Raw genomic sequence first — 16227 nt, 5'->3', positions numbered from 1 at the left:
CTTCCCTTCATGTCTCTTAATTTTAACCGAAAAAGTAATAAACTAAAACTTCATTAATAATTGAAACAAACCACATGATTGGAACACCTCTTTTTAATAAATCTTTTGATTGAACTTTCATATAATCAAGGCCCCAAACATTCCATGATTGCGTGATTCCTGTTGAAACAGCAAGAAGCGCAGGCACATAGAGAAGTGGTAATAAGAAGGCATCATTGAACAACCCGGTTCCCGAAAGAACCGCTGCAGTTGCAGCTCCAGCACCCCAAACATGTAACGGACCTCTGAATAACGCGAGCGGTGCTAATACTCCAAATACAATAGCAAGGATTAAATGGTCATGCGGTAATATCAGACTAAATACATGTTGAAACCTAACAGCGTTCAACTGAGCAGCACCAGCAAACATCACTAACGCCATTAAAAACATAATCAATCCTGCGATATCACCAATCGCTTTTTGAATCGTACTATTCAAGAAGTCGACGAAATTTTTATATCCTTTCATATTTCCAGTAACAGCTATCGCAAACAATGTTGCTAAAGTTAATCCTGGAATAGCATCCCAGCCGAAAATCATATTCATAACGACCGGAATAATTGGTGCAACAAATGCAATTTTTGGTATGGGGCGACTTTCAGAATTTTGTTGTGTCTCACCAATAATTTTTAGATTTGAATCAACATTTTCTTGAGTAAATTTCTTGCGATGTAAAACTAAGAAAATAATTACCGCGATTAATTGAACTGTCATTGCTGTCCAACCGAAGATTAAGTATTGTCCGCCGTATACGGCATTTGGAAAAAATGCTTTAATTTGATTGAATAAAACAACATTAATGTACATTGGTGCCCCAATTGACATGACAAATGCAGTAAGTGCGATGTCTCTTGGAATACCTAGGGATAACATGATTGGTAATAAGATAACCCCTATCGCAATCACAGATCCCACTCCGTATGCGCTTACAAAAATAAACGCTGTTACCAAAACAATTAAAATAGCTGCTATTAATGGTCGTTTTTTCCCAACTTTTTTTGTTGCTTCTGAAATTGCAGGCGCAATCCCACTATCAACAAGAACCCTTCCGAACCATGATCCAAATGCAATATAGATAATTGTCGGTCCATAATTCAATGCTGGTTCAGCAAATACTTTTTGAACTGCCTTATCGAATGGAATTTGTCCAATGATAGACCATAAAATAGCCATTACGAAGAACCCGACCATGATGTTTCCACCCTTTAAAATATAAATAATAAATCCTACAAAAGTGATTAATAATAAAATCGGTATTAGGGTTGCCATAAGCTAGTCCTCAATTTCTTTTTTTAATAACACTATCTGGGATTGAATTAACGCTTTGTTATCCATCGGATATTCAAGAGCGAAAGCCACTTTTTTTGGTAGATGGGCTAAAATAGCTCGCCAATCAAACATTCCTTCATCTAAATTTTTCGACGTCATTAAGTTTCCAGCATTATTAATAACGTTTTTCAAATGGATATAGTCCGTGTATTGTGAAAGCTCATCTGCACTCTGAATAGCATCTTGTTTCGTAAAAGCCCAATTACCAAGATCATAAACATAACCAACAGGCACATTTTGTCGTTTAGCACTTTCTAAAAATGTCGTTAATGCCTTAACACTGCCACTTAATGCAGTTTGATCATTTTCAACATTCATTGTTATTTTGTCTAAAGGAAATTCACTAAAAGCCTGCTTTAAATCTCCAGTAAATGCCGCAAAATTTCCAATATTAAATTTAATTTTTTTGATTCCCATAATTAAACCTTCTTGAAAATAAGTAACTAATTTAGGGTTTAACGTGCCATTGTCTAAAAAAACTTGATCAGGAACACTATAATTAACAATTAATCCGTATTGTTTTGCTTTTTTTGCAACTTTGGGTAATTCACTATCTAAATCTTTAAAATATTCACGTCTAACTTCGATACCGTCAACACTTAATTTTGAAACGCGATCAACCAATTCATCCTGTTTAATTCCATTTTCTACATCATTCTCAAAAATCCATGTATTTAAAATAACTGTCATCATTTTTCCTCCAATATTAATATTTATTGAGTTTCTTTACCCTATTCATTAATGTCTCAAAATTCATGTCCTCGAATTTTTCTGCATTTTTATTATCAAAATTTTCTCGTTCTATCTCGTTAAAATTTTCTGCTAAGTAATATGCCGTCAAATAGGCTGCAAGGTAATTCTTAGCCGTTTTCACCATGTTTTCATCCTCAAACTTAGCCTCTACAGTTGTAGAGGCAAAGCCCAACGCAAATTTATCAACATCTAAAAAAGTTCTTTTATCCATTTTTAGCGCCTCCAATTCATTATCTATTAACAAGTTAGGTAAACGTTTACATGGATAGTATATATGCAGTATTCCATAATTGCAAGTCTTAAATATAAATATATATTTCTAAACAAGGTAAACGTTTACTCCAGTAAGGTATCTAGCCTGTTTATTTTTTTAACTTTAAATTACATTTTAAGGACAATAAAAAAAGACTTACCCTTGAGCAAGTCTTTTCCATATTAGTATCTACTTAAATTCAGCAGGTATAATTATTTTTTTATTTTTCGTATTTGTTTCACCATTTAATTCATTCAACAATAATTCTGCTGCACTAGCACCTAGTAAAAAAGGATTTTGATTAATCAACGAAGTTCCTGAATTAATCGCTTTTATGACTTCAGTATCTGAAAATCCCGTTACCGCTACCCGTTGATTGACCATGAATCCATCAGCGATAATTTTAGGTAGTAAGTAAAGCAACCAACGTTCCTTCAACGCAAATACAAGCGTTCTTTTATCATCACGTATTAATCTATTTTTCAGTTCAGCATATGTTTGATTTAATTTTGTATCACCATCTATAACCTCAATCACCTTAGTGTCTGGACTGACCGAATTAATTCCGTTATACCGCTCTTCCCGAGTTGAAATACCTGTCACTTCACCAGTAATGATAATGACTTGATCAAATCCTTGATTTAGATAATATCTTGTTACTTGTTGGCTAATATCAAAGTTATTTGTAACAACATTAGCTAAACTAGAATCAGAAAGTTCACGATCAACAATAACAATGGGCATGTCTCGTCTAACCGCATCCCTTAAATCGGCTTCTTTTCTAAGTATTGGTTGCATGATTAGTCCATCAAACGATTTTTCGCCAATAATTTTAAGGATACCTTGTTCTTTATATTTATTAGAATCGGAATCAAATAAAACCGCTGTATAACCTTGTGCATCTAAAATTGAGCTAATACCTTTAAACATTTCTGTGGCAAAATAATCATCCACATCTGAAACAATTGTAGCAATCATTCGACTTTTTTTTGTAATCATCTGTCTAGCCGCGTCATTAGGGACATAGTTTAATTCTTTAATCACATTTTGGACTTTCAATGCTGTCTCTTTAGACATACGCTCTGTTTTACCATTCAAAAAACGTGATACAGTTGCGATTGAAACATCTGCCTTACTTGCAACATCTTTTATATTCGCTTTAGTAGCCATTTTTTCATCCATTCATTAATTATATTATTTCGTCTAGTTTTCCTTTTATTCCGTTGCTAAACTATCTATATATTACCATACTGCTCAATTTATTAGAAAATACCTCACTAAAATAGTAAATAAAAAGGATAATTCTACTTAAAATTCAGAATTATCCTTTTTATTTATTATTTTCACGTTCCGCTAGTTCGAGGTAACGATTGTACCAGATATCTATATATTCTTTAGAAAATGGCCCTTTCCCGTTATCTATCCAGTCCACAAGTGTTCGGACGTTATACTTCAATATCTTATCGATATCGTCAGAATATTCCCATTTTTTCCCGTGTTCTGCATATTCATCTACATCCAATAACCGTTTCTCACCATCTGGGAAAACTTTGACATCTAAATCATAATCTATATATTTCAAAGCTTCCTTATCTAACGTGGCTGGTGAAGCCAAATTACAATAATAAGAAACGCCGTTATCACGTATCATGGCTATAATATTAAACCAATAGTGTTTATGAAAAAAGATAATTGCTGGTTCTCTGGTCACCCATCGCCGGCCATCTGCTTCGGTCACCAATGTATGATCATTACACCCAATAATCATATTCTCACTTGTTTTCAACACCATCGTATCACGCCATGTTCGATGCAAACTACCGTCGTGTTTATAACTCTTTATGGTAATGAAGTCGCCCTCTTTAGGCTCCTTTGACTGATTACTCATCTCTACCAAAACCCACTTTCTAAACACGTAGTGCATTTTACATCGATTGCATGAATATTATACCAAAAAAAGAACTATTTTACTAAAATTTATTTGAAGAAAGGCTGATATATTTGTCCCAAATTTTTTGTTGTACTTTAGGAACTGCAATCTGGTCAAAATCTTTTTCAAGTATGAATTCGCCAGGAAAATAACTTAAGTCAAACGATTTACTTTTCACGGTAAATAATTCAATTAACCATTTTTGATGGGTAAAGGTATGTTTTACGACGGAACCTTCTAATGCTGAAAAAATCAACTTATGGTTCAAATTATCTTGGCTCCATTGGCCTAATTTTATAACTAAATCATCCGTTAATAACACGTCTCCTGGTTTGTCTTCCAGTTCTTCCAGCTTAATTAAAGGAAACGCTAATAAATTTGCGAGCATCCCTTTACTAGAACGTTTCTCAAATAAATACCCTTTTTTTGTTTCAATTATCAAAGCAATATAGGGCATTTCAACTGGTCGCGGCTTCTTTGATTTCACTGGATAATCAAGTTCTTTACCATCTAAATAAGCTTGATTAAACGACTTAACTGGAGAATGTTCAGAATCTGGATTCTTAGCACTCATGTAACTTGAACCCAAATCCATGACAGCTTGGTTAAAGTCTCCAGGTCTTTCTTTAGAAATAATTTGTTGAATGACTTTTTCAAAAATAAGTCGGGTCTGTGGTTTCGCAATATCATCTTCTATCTCAAATAAGCGTGAAAATACACGAAAAGCATTACCATCAACGGCAGGAACAACTTCGTTAAAAGCAATACTTGCGATTGCTCCGGCAGTATATGGCCCAATTCCAACTAAATTTTGCAGTTCCTTAGCTGTTTGCGGCCATTGCCCAGAATAATCTTGAACAACTTGTTTTGCTGCTTTTTGCATGTTTCGAACTCTTGAATAGTAACCGAGTCCTTCCCATGCTTTTAAAATACGTTCTTCTGGCGCATTAGCAAAATTTTCAACACTCGGAAACCATTCCATAAATCGTTCATAGTACGGAATAACCGTATTTACTTGTGTTTGTTGGAGCATAATTTCTGATACCCAAATATGGTAGGGTTCATGGTCTCTGCGCCAAGGAAGATCCCTTTTTTCACTATCATACCAAGTTAACAATGCCTCTTGAAAAGCTGTGATTTTTGCGTCATCCCACATTATCATTCAAGCGCCTCATCTTGTTCTTTCAGCTCAATATATTCATTAATATCATCAAACTGAAACCCTTTTTGAAATAGCCCCTGTTTAACTTTCATGGCGCGCTGACTACCTTCCAAGCGACGTTGCCGTTTCCAGACTTTATCCCCTTGTTTAACAAGTGCATCCCATTCGGCTTCGGGATCAATTTCAAGTTCTAAGGCATCCATTATTTGTGAAATGTCATCAGACTTAAAGCCTTTAGTCATTAATGCCTGACGAACCTTGTTCTTTAAATTACTAAACGATTGATCGTGGTAATGCTTAACTAATTTTTCGGCGACTTTAATTCCATTTTCTAATTGGTCATCAACTGGAAATTCTTCTAAGGCTTCATCAATACTTTCAGCTGCAACACCTTTTAATCGTAACTTTTGGCGAATGACTGTTGGTCCTTTATCCGACGTGTGCATCATTGTTCTAACGTAACTTTTAGCATATTCAAGATCATTTACTAATCTAAATTCATATAACTTTTCGATTGTTTCTTCAATCGCGTCTTCCGTAATTTCATGTTTCTTCAAATAATCCTTAATCTCTTTTACGGTTCGCATTTGCGTTGATAAATAGTTTAACGCTTTTGAATACGCTTTTGAACGATCATCTGCATCAGCAATTTGTTTAATTAATGCCTCATCTAATTCCATCCCTTTAGCAAGATGAAATGAAATAAGAACTTCTTCCCCAATTGGAAAAGCATATTTTTCATCCAGAAAGACATTATATCGTCCAGCACGTTTTTGTGTGGTTATTTTTGTGATTTTTTTTGTCATATAGACTCCTTTAAATGCTTATCTTGTTATTATATCTTTGAACTGCCAAAATGCCAATATTCCTGTGTTATAATAAGAAAAAAGCAATAAGGAGTTTATAAAAATATGTCAGACAATCAAGAATTTGGATCAGAAATTGAAGCCGGTTCACGTTTTCCTTTAACTATTAAACGCTTAGGTATTAATGGTGAAGGCATCGGCTATTACAAACGTAAGATTACATTCGTACCTGGTGCTCTTCCAGACGAAGTCGTTGTAGCAGAAGTCACTAGTGTTGCAGATTCTTATATCAACGCTAAAATTCATAAAATTCGTAAACAAAGTCCTGTTCGCGTTGAACCAAAAGACGCAACATACAGTGAAGTCGGCGGAATTGAATTAGAACATTTAAACTACAAAGGCCAATTAGCTTTCAAAAAAGATGTTATCGTACAATCTTTAGAAAGATATAAACCGCGTGGTTATGAACACTATGATTTAAAAGAAACTATCGGTATGCAAAATCCATATGAATACCGTAATAAAGCGCAATTCCAAGTTCGCGAAAAAGATGGTCACGTCATCGCTGGACTTTACAAACCAAAGAGTCATGATTTAGTAGACTTAAAAGAATTCAGTACGCAACGTCCTACAACAATGCTTGTTATTCGTCACGTTGTTGCGTTATTAGAGGAACTCGGAATTCCTATTTACAATGAAGAAGCTAAATCAGGTATTATCAAAACGCTTGTTGTTCGTGAATCTTTTGATACCGGTGAGGTTCAATTAACCTTCATCACAAACTCGGCAAAATTACCTAAGAAACGTGAACTAGTTATGCATATCTTAGAAGAATTACCTATGGTTACTTCTGTCATGCAAAATATCAACAAAGGTGAAACATCACTTATTTGGGGTGACGAAACCATTAATATCGCTGGCCAAGACTTCATCATGGAACGTCTTGGTAAAATGAAATTCAAATTATCAGCACGTGCTTTCTTCCAATTAAACCCAGTTCAAACTGGCGTTTTATACGATGAAATCAATAAAGCTCTTAACTTAGATAAAAATGAATCATTAGTTGATGCTTACTGTGGTGTTGGTACCGTTGGCCTTTATGTTGCCCATGGTGCTAAAGAAGTTCGCGGTATGGATACAACACCTGAAGCGATTGAAGATGCACGAGAAAATGCTGTTCTATCACATCAAGAAAATACCACATATGAAGTTGGTAAAGCTGAAGATATCTTACCTAAATGGTTGGAAGAAGGTTTCGTACCTGATGCCCTAGTTGTTGATCCACCACGTACTGGTTTAGATGATCAATTAATTGAAGCCATCAATAAGAGTCGTCCTAAAAAATTTGTTTATGTATCATGTAATCCATCGACACTCGCAAAAGATTTAGAATTGTTAACAAAATCATACCGCGTTGATTATATTCAACCCGTTGATATGTTCCCACAAACATCAAAAGTTGAAGCCGTCGTTAAATTATCACGTCGTTCTTCAGGAAAATAAAGCAAAAAAAGAAGCCATAAAATGGCTTCTTTTTTTGCTTTAACTATTCGTTCGACCAACTAAGACGCTACCATAAGCCCAATAGGTCTTTCCTGTTTCAATAACTGTAAAACGGTACATATATGAATCTTCTTTACCATTTTCTTTAATTGTAGCCATGCAATCTACATTAACTGCTTTACCTCTAATTGTAGCATCACTTGCTCTTCCTGTTGTTACTGATAAATATGCTGAATTATAAACATGATTATGCAAGTAGTAAGTGCTTGTCGTACTTACGGTTCCAGTCTGTTTAAGTGACTTATAAGTAATTGATTGATTAAATGTTAAGGCCTTTGAATAAACCCAATATTTATTTAATCCTGATTTAATTTGATACCAAGTTGTTCCTTGGCTTCTATTTTCTGCTCGAGCTAATAATTTCACTGTTTGCCCAGTTAATTGTGTTGAAGAACCATAGTTAACCGTATTATCAGTAGAGTTCTTAACTGAGTTATAAAGCATATATTTATTACTATTAACTTTTGCAGTTTCTGAACCAGATGCACTATGCATTTCTAAATTAACTAGTGCATCCTTATTGACTGCTCCTGTGTAAACCCAATGATCATCTGAACCAATTTTAATACGATACATCGTTGATTTAGCACCATTATAATCAGTTATAACGGCTTTTTGATTAATTGTATATGTTCTATTTTTATAATTGGCTGAATCACCTGTCTTTTTAGATAGATAATCTGAATTGTATACATGATCATGTAACTGATATGACTTACCATTAAATTTAGCTGAAACATTCATTGGTGAGTAACTTACTTTTCTTAATTTTAAGGCGTCACTATAGATCCAATATTTTGTGGATGTCCCTTTAACACGGACGCGATACCAAGTAGTGCTACCATTTTTAACACCACGCATATCTGCATACAATGTTTTACCGCTTAACTTGCTGCTTGAACCTTTATCGACTGCGCCGACCGTCCCTTTAACATGGTTATAAAGACGGTAACTTGTATTATTCATCTGAACAGTTTCTGATCCAGCTGCACTGTGATATGCGACCTTCACACCTAATTGTGTGTAGTATTCTTTGATTAAATCATACAAGTCTGACATTGAATATGACTCATTAAACCATTTATTACCAGATTCGCTATAGTAACCAACTGGATCACCATGATCAGTTGCACCTAAATACTTACTGACATCTGCATGTGCCCAAACTGTTGCGCCCGCTCCATGATTGCTAGCAGTTGCTAAACTTGGTTTCAACCCATATTGTTGTAAAATATAGGCAGTATAGTAGGCGGCATTATTAACTTCTCGTGCAAATGCCGACTTGCTATGAACACGCGTTTCTTCAAATTGCACGAAACGTTGGTTACCTTTAGGACCAGAGCCCCATGACATGACGTTCGTTTTTGCAATATTAATAATATTATGATCGTCAACAAAACTGTGCACAAATGCATTACCATAATTGGCTTTCATAAAAGCCATTTCACCATATATGGTAGATGATGGGTTAGCTGTTTCATGAACAACAACACCTTCTGGTTTACCTTGACGATAAGTCATATCATCGGTTGGAAAACCACCCCAGATAGCACTTGTAATCTCATTTGGTGCAATATGTTGAGAATGTATATAATTATTTACCTTTGATGAAGCCGAAACTGATTGATTCATTAATCCAGCCGCTACAATCCCCAAAACAATGGCAAAACCCATTACTATTTTTTTCTGCATTTTCAATAACTCTCCTATTTTTTTATTGCTATCCCTTAGCAATATTAGTTCAACAACCTAATAAATTAATGTTTATTAATGGCTCCCTTATAGACCCAATGATTAGTAGATCCAATTTTGACTCGGTACATCGTTGATTTAGACCCATTGTAATCAGTAATAATCGCTTTTTTATTAATTGTATAAGTTCTATTATTATGTGTTTTTGATTGACCTGTCTTTTTAGATAAATAATCTGAATTATAAACATGATTATGTAACTGATATGATTTATTATTAAAATTTCCTGTATTTTTTACTGTAGAATAACTTGTTTTTCTTAATTTTAATGCTTGTTTATAGATCCAATACTTCGTTGATGTGCCTTTAACTCTTACTCGATACCAAGTTGTGCTACCTTCTTTTACGCCACGCATGTCCGCATAGACTGTCTTACCTGTCAACTTAGCAGCCGCACCTTTATCACGACTACCTGCTGTTCCTTTAACATGATTGTAAAGACGGTAACCAGTATTAGCTACTTTGACTGTTTCAGAACCGGCTGCGCCATTATAAGCGACTTTAACGGTATTATCTAAACTAGCTAAATTATATCTAGAAATTAAGTTATTTAATTTTTTACCGTAGGCACTACTTGTCGAGTATTTTAAACTCAATGATGCTGTTGCTTTTTGATAAGTACTAGCTTTTTCACGCCATGTACCTGAGTAATACTTAGCATCCCAACTTACACCGTTACGTAAATGGTTGGCATAATCTTGAATAGATGCTTTAGCATTTGGGTATTTTTTAAATTTAGACACCGCATAATAAGCTTTCCCTTTGCTATTATATTCCAATGATTTAACTGAATATGATTGTCCCTTATAGGCACCCTTCATACCAAAAAAATTATTAGCCTTTTTTGCCAACGTACTTTGACCCCAAGAAGATTCAAGAATCATCTGTGATAGCATCACTGATGGATACAAGTTTTTATCTTTTGACACTGCTTGAATCGTTGGTCCATTCTTTTCAATGAGAGCCTTTGTTTGGGCAGTCGTGGCTGCCGTAACTGTTGATTCATTTTTACTTTGATTCCCAATTGGTAAGTTTATTGAGCTAAATCCCGTAATAGCAACAAATGTTACCGTAACTAATTTTGTTAACAACTTTTTATTTTTCATATTTCCCCCTATTTTTCCGAAATTATCAGCTTTAATTATATCAAATTTGCATGTCTAATAACGCCTTTTTCCGTTACATTATGATTACAATTAGTAACGCATAATGCCTCTATTAGTATGCGCCCAACTACACGTTTTTTTGATAATTGAGTCGTCAGGTGATTCATCAGAATACCCTTTCAACGTGTAGATGGCTAATAAATGCTTAACTTCCTTAATGAAATCTATTTTATCCACATAGGTATCACGTCTGTTCTGAACTAAAGATAAGATAGCATCATGATATCTAAATTGGGGTGTTGGATTTTCAAAACCAAGTTCTGCAGCTATTTTACTGGCCAAAGAAACTTGAATATCTGTAAAAAGATGCGCTAAATTTAATTGCTTTAGAAATTGCGAATACTTACTTTGAACTCTAATTCTTAATCCATTGTTGAAAAATAAATCAGTTCCATTTTCTACATCGGAAATATTAGCAAGATGGTGTCCTGCCGTCCATGAGGCATCCCGTTTTGATGGCCCACTATCTGGAAATAACTGATACATACCACATGTGTAAGGTAGAGCTTGTTTCTTTTCAACTAATGACACAATCGCACGCATTGCGACAAAAGTTAGAATTTTTTCATTAATCAAGCGATTCACAAAATTTGTTGTTGTGTATTTACATAATAAAATATCTTTATGCTTATCAAAAATAATGGATCGTAAATCATCCCGTCTGTGTGTTATATGGTGAATATACAAAGTTGTCTCCATGTTCACTTGATAGTTATCCGTTACAATTCCATGTTCTGTAAAAAAATGATCATCCGTAACGTCTATTATTGGATGATTCTCCAACAAGTTTCGCCAATATTGAGACCCAACAGTCAATAAGCGTGTTTCTGGATAATCTATAATTTCTTTAAAATCCCGTTCTAATTCATTCTCCAAGTTCAATAGCCTACTCCTTTTCTTACTTTCATTTAACAACTTATCCTATGTTACAGATTTAATTGTAACTAATCTTGTGTGAACTTAAGTCTAATTGTTAAGTTTATCTTAAGAAAATTAATAGTCTACCTTTAATTCTTAAATGCTCATCAAAAACCCATAAATACGCTCATTTCGTCGTCTATTTTAAAATTGAATAACCTCGTATTCTAATTAAGAACCTTGGCCAAGGGATCTTAAAAGAAACGAGGCAACTCTACTAATATGTCAAATCAAATAAACCCAGGTCTAGCTTTTCTACTGAAAAATGACCGTGAAAAACTTATCTTTGGTGTTCTAAAAAGAATGTCGATTAATCAATCGCATGCTTCATATGACGATTTCGTACAAGAAGCACGATTAGCATTCAGCGCTGCATATGACCAATACCCTAAAACTATTGAAGATAATGAACAAACTTTCATGGTTTACGCCTATCAACGTGTCTACTGGCGACTTCTTGATTTAATTAATCGACAATCTAATCAACAAACGCATTTAGAACCTAATAAGGATGATTCAACTAATCCAACTGATTCCATCATTGATTTAACCCTCCAAACACAAGATACTATCGCTGAAAAATTATTTACAGAACACCTTTTTAAATCACTCTATGACCTCTGTTCAAACGCCGAACAACATTATCTAGTCGATTGTTATATTAGACACAAAACAGTCACAGAAATTGCTGCCAGTCATCATGTTAGCCGTCAAACAGCCTATAACTGGCGTAATAGCGTCGGTCGGAAAGTACTTTTAGTCATTGCTCAAATGAATCAAGAATAAATATCAGTATTTGCTTTACAAAATGGTTAACCGATTCTTTATTATCTATGTAAGGCGTCGCGGCACTTATCAAATATAGACACACAAAGGAGAACATATATGAGTAAAACTTGGGTAAAAACAAACGTTATCGTTGAGGGATTAAGTTCTGACGGCTCTGAACGTAAACGTTCATTCGCTAACATTACTGAAAATGCCTCTAACGAAGCTATTGCACAACTCGGCGCTACAGTTGCTTCATTAACTGGTGATAACACCGTTAAAATGACCATCCGCACAGAATCAAGTCTTTTAGCTTAATCAAACCTAAGGAGGAAATTATATGAAACAATTAGATTTAGCATTTAAAAATGAAGCGGGTAAAACGCGCCATATGAAATTACGTTACGTTAATACAGATTTAGATCCAGCAACCGTTAAGAAAGCCATGGATGACATTACAGGTTCTGATTTATTCCATCGTGATAACGAAAAAATGTTCGTAACCCCTATCTCAGCACAATTTGTTGAAACCATTGAAACACCAATCTACACAAACGATTTAGTTTAACCGTAAAAGCCAACTTAATTGTTGGCTTTTTTTGTACCCTCATAGCACCTATCAATTGCCTTTTAACATCATATTGGCTATTCTAAAATTTAGGGGGATTGTAATGAATAAAATAGAAGATAAAAAAATGACGTTTTTCACGGTTTTCTTGTTAGGAATTAACGGTATTATTGGATCGGGGATTTTCTTATTATCTGGTAAAATTTATAATGATATTGGACCACTCAGTATCTTTACAATTATCGCTGCAGCATTAGCAGTCACCATGATTGTGCTCTGTTACGCAACACTAGCAAGTAAATTTTCGGAAGATGGTGCGGCTTGGTTATATGCCTATAATGCATTCGGTAAATTTACTGGTTTTCAAGTTGGTATATTTACTTGGATATTAGGCGTAGTGACTTTGTCAGCCGAAATTGCTGCGTTACTAACTGTCTTAAAAATACTTTTTCCAGCATTACAACAAACGCTTATTTATGATGTTTCAGCAATTGCCTTAGTCATTATTCTAGGCATCATTAATTATTTTGGAACAGCTATTCTAGATTTCGCAGACAATCTGTCTTCTGCAGCTAAAGTATTTATCATGTTACTCTTTATTATTGTCGGTGCTTTCTTCATTAAGGATGCTCATTTTACGCCCATGATTCCGACTGATATTCACAGTAACACTCAGTTATTTACGAAATTTAATACAGCATTTGGTGTCATTTTTTATATGTATACTGGCTTTTCATTTTTACCGATTGCTGCTGCTAAAATGGATAATCCGGAAAAGAATATTCCGAAAGCACTATTAAGCGTTATTGCAACGGTGACTTTATTATATGTTTTACTTCAAACGGTTGCCGTGGGTATCCTTGGCCCTAACTTAGGATCGTACTCATTACCAATTGCTGCGGCATTCAAAAGTATCTTTGGTCAGTGGGGTTATATGATCATTATCATTGGGATGTTGATCTCTATTCTTGGGGTTGCCATCTCAGTATCATTCAATACACCTATTGTGGCTGCATCGCTAGCAAATGAACATCAGCTTTTACCAAAAATAATCGGTAAGCAAAGTAAACACAATACACCGGTTATCGCAATCATTGTGACATCTATCACAAGCATCCTCCTGCTACTTAGCGGTAGTTATTTATTCTTAGTATCATGCATTGTCTTTGCATCGTTTGTCCAATATGTACCAACAATTCTAGCAACATTTAAATTCAATAATGATCCAAATTTACCAAAAGGTTTCAAATTACCAGGTGGTCCAATTATTCCAAGCCTTGCATTAATTATCTCACTTTACTTACTGTTAAGTTTTAATTGGAAAATCATCTTATTCGGCGTTATCGTGTTAGTACTAGGGTGTTTACTCTACTGGTTTGATAACCGAAAAAAATAACCATTGATTTTGAAAGTTCAAAACCAATGGTTATTTTTCTATTAAATTTTGTAGATATTCATGACTTTCCAACATTTCGCGACAATCATTTTGATTTTCTAAATCAATTTCGTAAATAGTCGTTGCATTTGGATTAAGCAAAGGATATGCTAACTTCCAATCAATCTTGCCTTTTCCTAAAGTTAAACTATCATGAAATTTACCCATTGAATCGACTAAGTGATAATGGACGATATTTGGCATTAACCGTTTCAAACTCGCTTGTAAGTCAGTATTACTACCTGCTTGTTTAATAAAGGCATGCGATGTATCAAATGCTAAGCGATACCCTTTTTGTAGAATAAACTGATCCATCTCTTCAGACCCATAATAAAATAAATCAGAAATCGAATTCTCAAACATGACGTTATTTTGTCCATATTTTTGATAATAATCCATCCGATTAAATAACGCTGATTCCGCAACCTCAAAATTAGGATATTCAGCAATAATTGTTGGCGTTTGTCGATTATATGAACCATGAATGAGGGTTTGAATTGATTTATCTTTTGCGAGCTGAATCAATGTCTCAGTACTTTCTCTAACAAAACGATATAACCTAGGATCAGCTGTTTCGGAAACGGCTAATTCAACAGATTGTTCACCAACCTTCATTGGATGATGCATGACAATCTTCTTCGTAGTTGCCTTCACCTCATCAATCTCATCTGATAATCGTTTTAATCCATCTCCAGAAACATCAAATTCATTTAGATAGAATTCAAAAATATCTGGATTATGTTGTAACCGATCATGGAGTTGAATTGGGTCAGTTCCCGCCTTTAATCCTAATGGTATTGTCATTTGAATCATCTCCTTGGTACTATGTTAGCATTAAATTGGGTGAAAATAAAAAGGAGTGACTTCTAATGATTCAATTTCTCAAATCACTAGAAAACTCCCCTTTTCTATACTTCAATTTTAGCCATAAATTCATGTAAAGCATCTTGCCAACTTGGTACTTCAAATCCCGTTGCTTTAACTTTACTCAAATCCATAACTGAATGTCTAGGTCGGTATGCCTTTTGTGGATATTCTTCAGACGTTACTGGACTTATTTCAACTACTTCATCCTTTAAAATCTCACTAGCAAATTCATACCAAGTACATGAATTATCATTAGAAAGCTGATATAACCCATAAGGAATATTTTTTTGAACTGCATATAACATAAAATCAGCCAGCGTTCTAGTCCAAGTTGGCCGTCCAACCTGATCACTAACAACAGTCAGATGATCATGAGTTTTAGCTAAGTTTAGCATCGTATAGACGAAGTTCTTTCCATATTCGCCAAAAACCCATGATGTACGGATAATATAATACTTACTCATTATTTTAGCAACGGCTTCTTCTCCAGCTAACTTCGTCCGACCATATTCATTTTTAGGCGCAGTGGGTGTTTTTTCTGTATACATTTGATCATTAGTCCCATCAAATACATAATCAGTACTAATGTAAACTAACGTAGCACCCACAGATTCTGCTGCTGTGGCAATATTCTGAGTACCTATAACATTAACTTGTTCATTAATAGCTTTACCAGGTTCTTCTTCAGCATTATCAACAGCTGTATAAGCTGCACAGTGGTAGACAATTTCTGGGCGATTATCTAAAAAATAATTATTAACTGCTTTTGAGTCAGTAATATCTAAATCTTTAGAACCAGTTCCTGTATATACAATCTTTTTTTCATCTAATAAATGACTTAATTCTGTTCCTAATTGACCATTTACACCCGTAATTAATATTTTCATAATTAGCTCCTTCAAAAAAAGAATGGACTT

General features: G+C 34.5%; 17 protein-coding genes. 5 read left to right on the top strand and 12 right to left on the bottom strand.

Annotation, left to right across the window (positions count from 1 at the left end; genetic code table 11):
• Positions 1 to 22: 22 nt before the first annotated feature.
• The 7 genes from AC1RPR_RS04500 to recX all read right to left on the bottom strand — a co-directional run bounded on the left by AC1RPR_RS04500 (position 23) and on the right by recX (position 6273).
• Complete coding sequence (locus AC1RPR_RS04500) at positions 23 to 1309, bottom strand: gluconate:proton symporter (RefSeq protein ID WP_481761516.1); 1287 nt, start codon at positions 1307 to 1309, stop codon at positions 23 to 25.
• Positions 1310 to 1312: 3 nt separating this feature from the next.
• On the bottom strand, positions 1313 to 2059 hold the full coding sequence (locus AC1RPR_RS04495; protein ID WP_481761628.1) for a sugar phosphate isomerase/epimerase family protein: 747 nt from the start codon (positions 2057 to 2059) through the stop codon (positions 1313 to 1315).
• Between the two features lie 16 nt (positions 2060 to 2075).
• Positions 2076 to 2333 (bottom strand): hypothetical protein, encoded by a 258-nt coding sequence (locus AC1RPR_RS04490; protein WP_481761517.1) that lies wholly within the window; start codon positions 2331 to 2333, stop codon positions 2076 to 2078.
• Between the two features lie 231 nt (positions 2334 to 2564).
• Positions 2565 to 3557 carry a LacI family DNA-binding transcriptional regulator gene (locus AC1RPR_RS04485; protein WP_481761518.1) on the bottom strand — a complete coding sequence of 331 codons (993 nt, stop codon included), beginning with the start codon at positions 3555 to 3557 and terminating at the stop codon, positions 2565 to 2567.
• 148 nt (positions 3558 to 3705) lie between these two features.
• Entirely contained in the window at positions 3706 to 4263 is a 558-nt protein-coding gene (ntdP, locus tag AC1RPR_RS04480) for a nucleoside tri-diphosphate phosphatase (protein ID WP_481761519.1), read from the bottom strand.
• 82 nt (positions 4264 to 4345) lie between these two features.
• A complete protein-coding gene (mutY, locus tag AC1RPR_RS04475) occupies positions 4346 to 5467 on the bottom strand; it encodes an A/G-specific adenine glycosylase (RefSeq protein ID WP_481761520.1) in 1122 nt (373 codons plus the stop codon).
• Complete coding sequence (gene recX, locus AC1RPR_RS04470) at positions 5464 to 6273, bottom strand: recombination regulator RecX (protein ID WP_481761521.1); 810 nt, start codon at positions 6271 to 6273, stop codon at positions 5464 to 5466. The genes mutY and recX overlap by 4 nt, the downstream gene beginning before the upstream one ends.
• A 105-nt stretch (positions 6274 to 6378) precedes the next feature.
• On the opposite strand from recX, the gene rlmD reads away from it, so the two are divergent.
• Positions 6379 to 7776, top strand: coding sequence for a 23S rRNA (uracil(1939)-C(5))-methyltransferase RlmD (gene rlmD, locus AC1RPR_RS04465; RefSeq protein ID WP_481761522.1), 1398 nt, complete (start codon positions 6379 to 6381; stop codon positions 7774 to 7776).
• Between the two features lie 39 nt (positions 7777 to 7815).
• On the opposite strand, the gene AC1RPR_RS04460 is transcribed toward rlmD, so the two are convergent.
• From AC1RPR_RS04460 to AC1RPR_RS04450, 3 genes are all read right to left on the bottom strand, one after another.
• Positions 7816 to 9528, bottom strand: coding sequence for an N-acetylmuramoyl-L-alanine amidase (locus AC1RPR_RS04460; protein WP_481761523.1), 1713 nt, complete (start codon positions 9526 to 9528; stop codon positions 7816 to 7818).
• A gap of 65 nt (positions 9529 to 9593) precedes the next feature.
• Complete coding sequence (locus AC1RPR_RS04455) at positions 9594 to 10694, bottom strand: glucosaminidase domain-containing protein (protein WP_481761524.1); 1101 nt, start codon at positions 10692 to 10694, stop codon at positions 9594 to 9596.
• A gap of 90 nt (positions 10695 to 10784) precedes the next feature.
• Positions 10785 to 11636, bottom strand: coding sequence for a competence protein ComK (locus tag AC1RPR_RS04450; protein WP_481761525.1), 852 nt, complete (start codon positions 11634 to 11636; stop codon positions 10785 to 10787).
• 258 nt (positions 11637 to 11894) lie between these two features.
• On the opposite strand from AC1RPR_RS04450, the gene AC1RPR_RS04445 reads away from it, so the two are divergent.
• The 4 genes from AC1RPR_RS04445 to AC1RPR_RS04430 all read left to right on the top strand — a co-directional run bounded on the left by AC1RPR_RS04445 (position 11895) and on the right by AC1RPR_RS04430 (position 14404).
• On the top strand, positions 11895 to 12458 hold the full coding sequence (locus tag AC1RPR_RS04445; RefSeq protein ID WP_481761526.1) for a sigma-70 family RNA polymerase sigma factor: 564 nt from the start codon (positions 11895 to 11897) through the stop codon (positions 12456 to 12458).
• 99 nt (positions 12459 to 12557) lie between these two features.
• Entirely contained in the window at positions 12558 to 12758 is a 201-nt protein-coding gene (locus tag AC1RPR_RS04440) for a DUF1659 domain-containing protein (protein WP_409022133.1), read from the top strand.
• 22 nt (positions 12759 to 12780) lie between these two features.
• Positions 12781 to 13008, top strand: coding sequence for a DUF2922 domain-containing protein (locus AC1RPR_RS04435; RefSeq protein ID WP_409022132.1), 228 nt, complete (start codon positions 12781 to 12783; stop codon positions 13006 to 13008).
• A 103-nt stretch (positions 13009 to 13111) separates the two neighbouring features.
• Positions 13112 to 14404 carry an APC family permease gene (locus tag AC1RPR_RS04430; RefSeq protein WP_481761527.1) on the top strand — a complete coding sequence of 431 codons (1293 nt, stop codon included), beginning with the start codon at positions 13112 to 13114 and terminating at the stop codon, positions 14402 to 14404.
• A 30-nt stretch (positions 14405 to 14434) separates the two neighbouring features.
• On the opposite strand, the gene AC1RPR_RS04425 is transcribed toward AC1RPR_RS04430, so the two are convergent.
• Together AC1RPR_RS04425 and rfbD are read right to left on the bottom strand one after the other, a co-directional pair.
• Positions 14435 to 15247: a sugar phosphate isomerase/epimerase gene (locus AC1RPR_RS04425; RefSeq protein ID WP_481761528.1), complete on the bottom strand. Its 813-nt coding sequence runs from the start codon at positions 15245 to 15247 to the stop codon at positions 14435 to 14437.
• Positions 15248 to 15351: 104 nt separating this feature from the next.
• On the bottom strand, positions 15352 to 16197 hold the full coding sequence (rfbD, locus tag AC1RPR_RS04420) for a dTDP-4-dehydrorhamnose reductase (RefSeq protein WP_481761529.1): 846 nt from the start codon (positions 16195 to 16197) through the stop codon (positions 15352 to 15354).
• Positions 16198 to 16227: the final 30 nt, after the last annotated feature.

The sequence above is a fragment of the Dellaglioa sp. CoH-57-MRSF-22 genome (assembly GCF_056781895.1).
The sequence above is the reverse complement of the archived record's forward strand: the minus strand, read 5'-3'. Positions and strand labels throughout refer to the sequence as shown.

What these genes read in the sequence shown, in the direction of transcription:
- AC1RPR_RS04430 (WP_481761527.1), top strand. Translation starts at nt 13,112, where the DNA reads ATGAATAAAATAGAAGATAAAAAAATGACGTTTTTCACGGTTTTCTTG.
- ntdP (WP_481761519.1), bottom strand. Translation starts at nt 4,263, where the DNA reads ATGAGTAATCAGTCAAAGGAGCCTAAAGAGGGCGACTTCATTACCATA.
- AC1RPR_RS04495 (WP_481761628.1), bottom strand. Translation starts at nt 2,059, where the DNA reads ATGACAGTTATTTTAAATACATGGATTTTTGAGAATGATGTAGAAAAT.
- AC1RPR_RS04435 (WP_409022132.1), top strand. Translation starts at nt 12,781, where the DNA reads ATGAAACAATTAGATTTAGCATTTAAAAATGAAGCGGGTAAAACGCGC.
- AC1RPR_RS04445 (WP_481761526.1), top strand. Translation starts at nt 11,895, where the DNA reads ATGTCAAATCAAATAAACCCAGGTCTAGCTTTTCTACTGAAAAATGAC.
- AC1RPR_RS04425 (WP_481761528.1), bottom strand. Translation starts at nt 15,247, where the DNA reads ATGACAATACCATTAGGATTAAAGGCGGGAACTGACCCAATTCAACTC.
- AC1RPR_RS04455 (WP_481761524.1), bottom strand. Translation starts at nt 10,694, where the DNA reads ATGAAAAATAAAAAGTTGTTAACAAAATTAGTTACGGTAACATTTGTT.
- AC1RPR_RS04460 (WP_481761523.1), bottom strand. Translation starts at nt 9,528, where the DNA reads ATGCAGAAAAAAATAGTAATGGGTTTTGCCATTGTTTTGGGGATTGTA.
- rlmD (WP_481761522.1), top strand. Translation starts at nt 6,379, where the DNA reads ATGTCAGACAATCAAGAATTTGGATCAGAAATTGAAGCCGGTTCACGT.
- AC1RPR_RS04440 (WP_409022133.1), top strand. Translation starts at nt 12,558, where the DNA reads ATGAGTAAAACTTGGGTAAAAACAAACGTTATCGTTGAGGGATTAAGT.
- rfbD (WP_481761529.1), bottom strand. Translation starts at nt 16,197, where the DNA reads ATGAAAATATTAATTACGGGTGTAAATGGTCAATTAGGAACAGAATTA.
- recX (WP_481761521.1), bottom strand. Translation starts at nt 6,273, where the DNA reads ATGACAAAAAAAATCACAAAAATAACCACACAAAAACGTGCTGGACGA.
- AC1RPR_RS04485 (WP_481761518.1), bottom strand. Translation starts at nt 3,557, where the DNA reads ATGGATGAAAAAATGGCTACTAAAGCGAATATAAAAGATGTTGCAAGT.
- mutY (WP_481761520.1), bottom strand. Translation starts at nt 5,467, where the DNA reads ATGATAATGTGGGATGACGCAAAAATCACAGCTTTTCAAGAGGCATTG.
- AC1RPR_RS04490 (WP_481761517.1), bottom strand. Translation starts at nt 2,333, where the DNA reads ATGGATAAAAGAACTTTTTTAGATGTTGATAAATTTGCGTTGGGCTTT.
- AC1RPR_RS04500 (WP_481761516.1), bottom strand. Translation starts at nt 1,309, where the DNA reads ATGGCAACCCTAATACCGATTTTATTATTAATCACTTTTGTAGGATTT.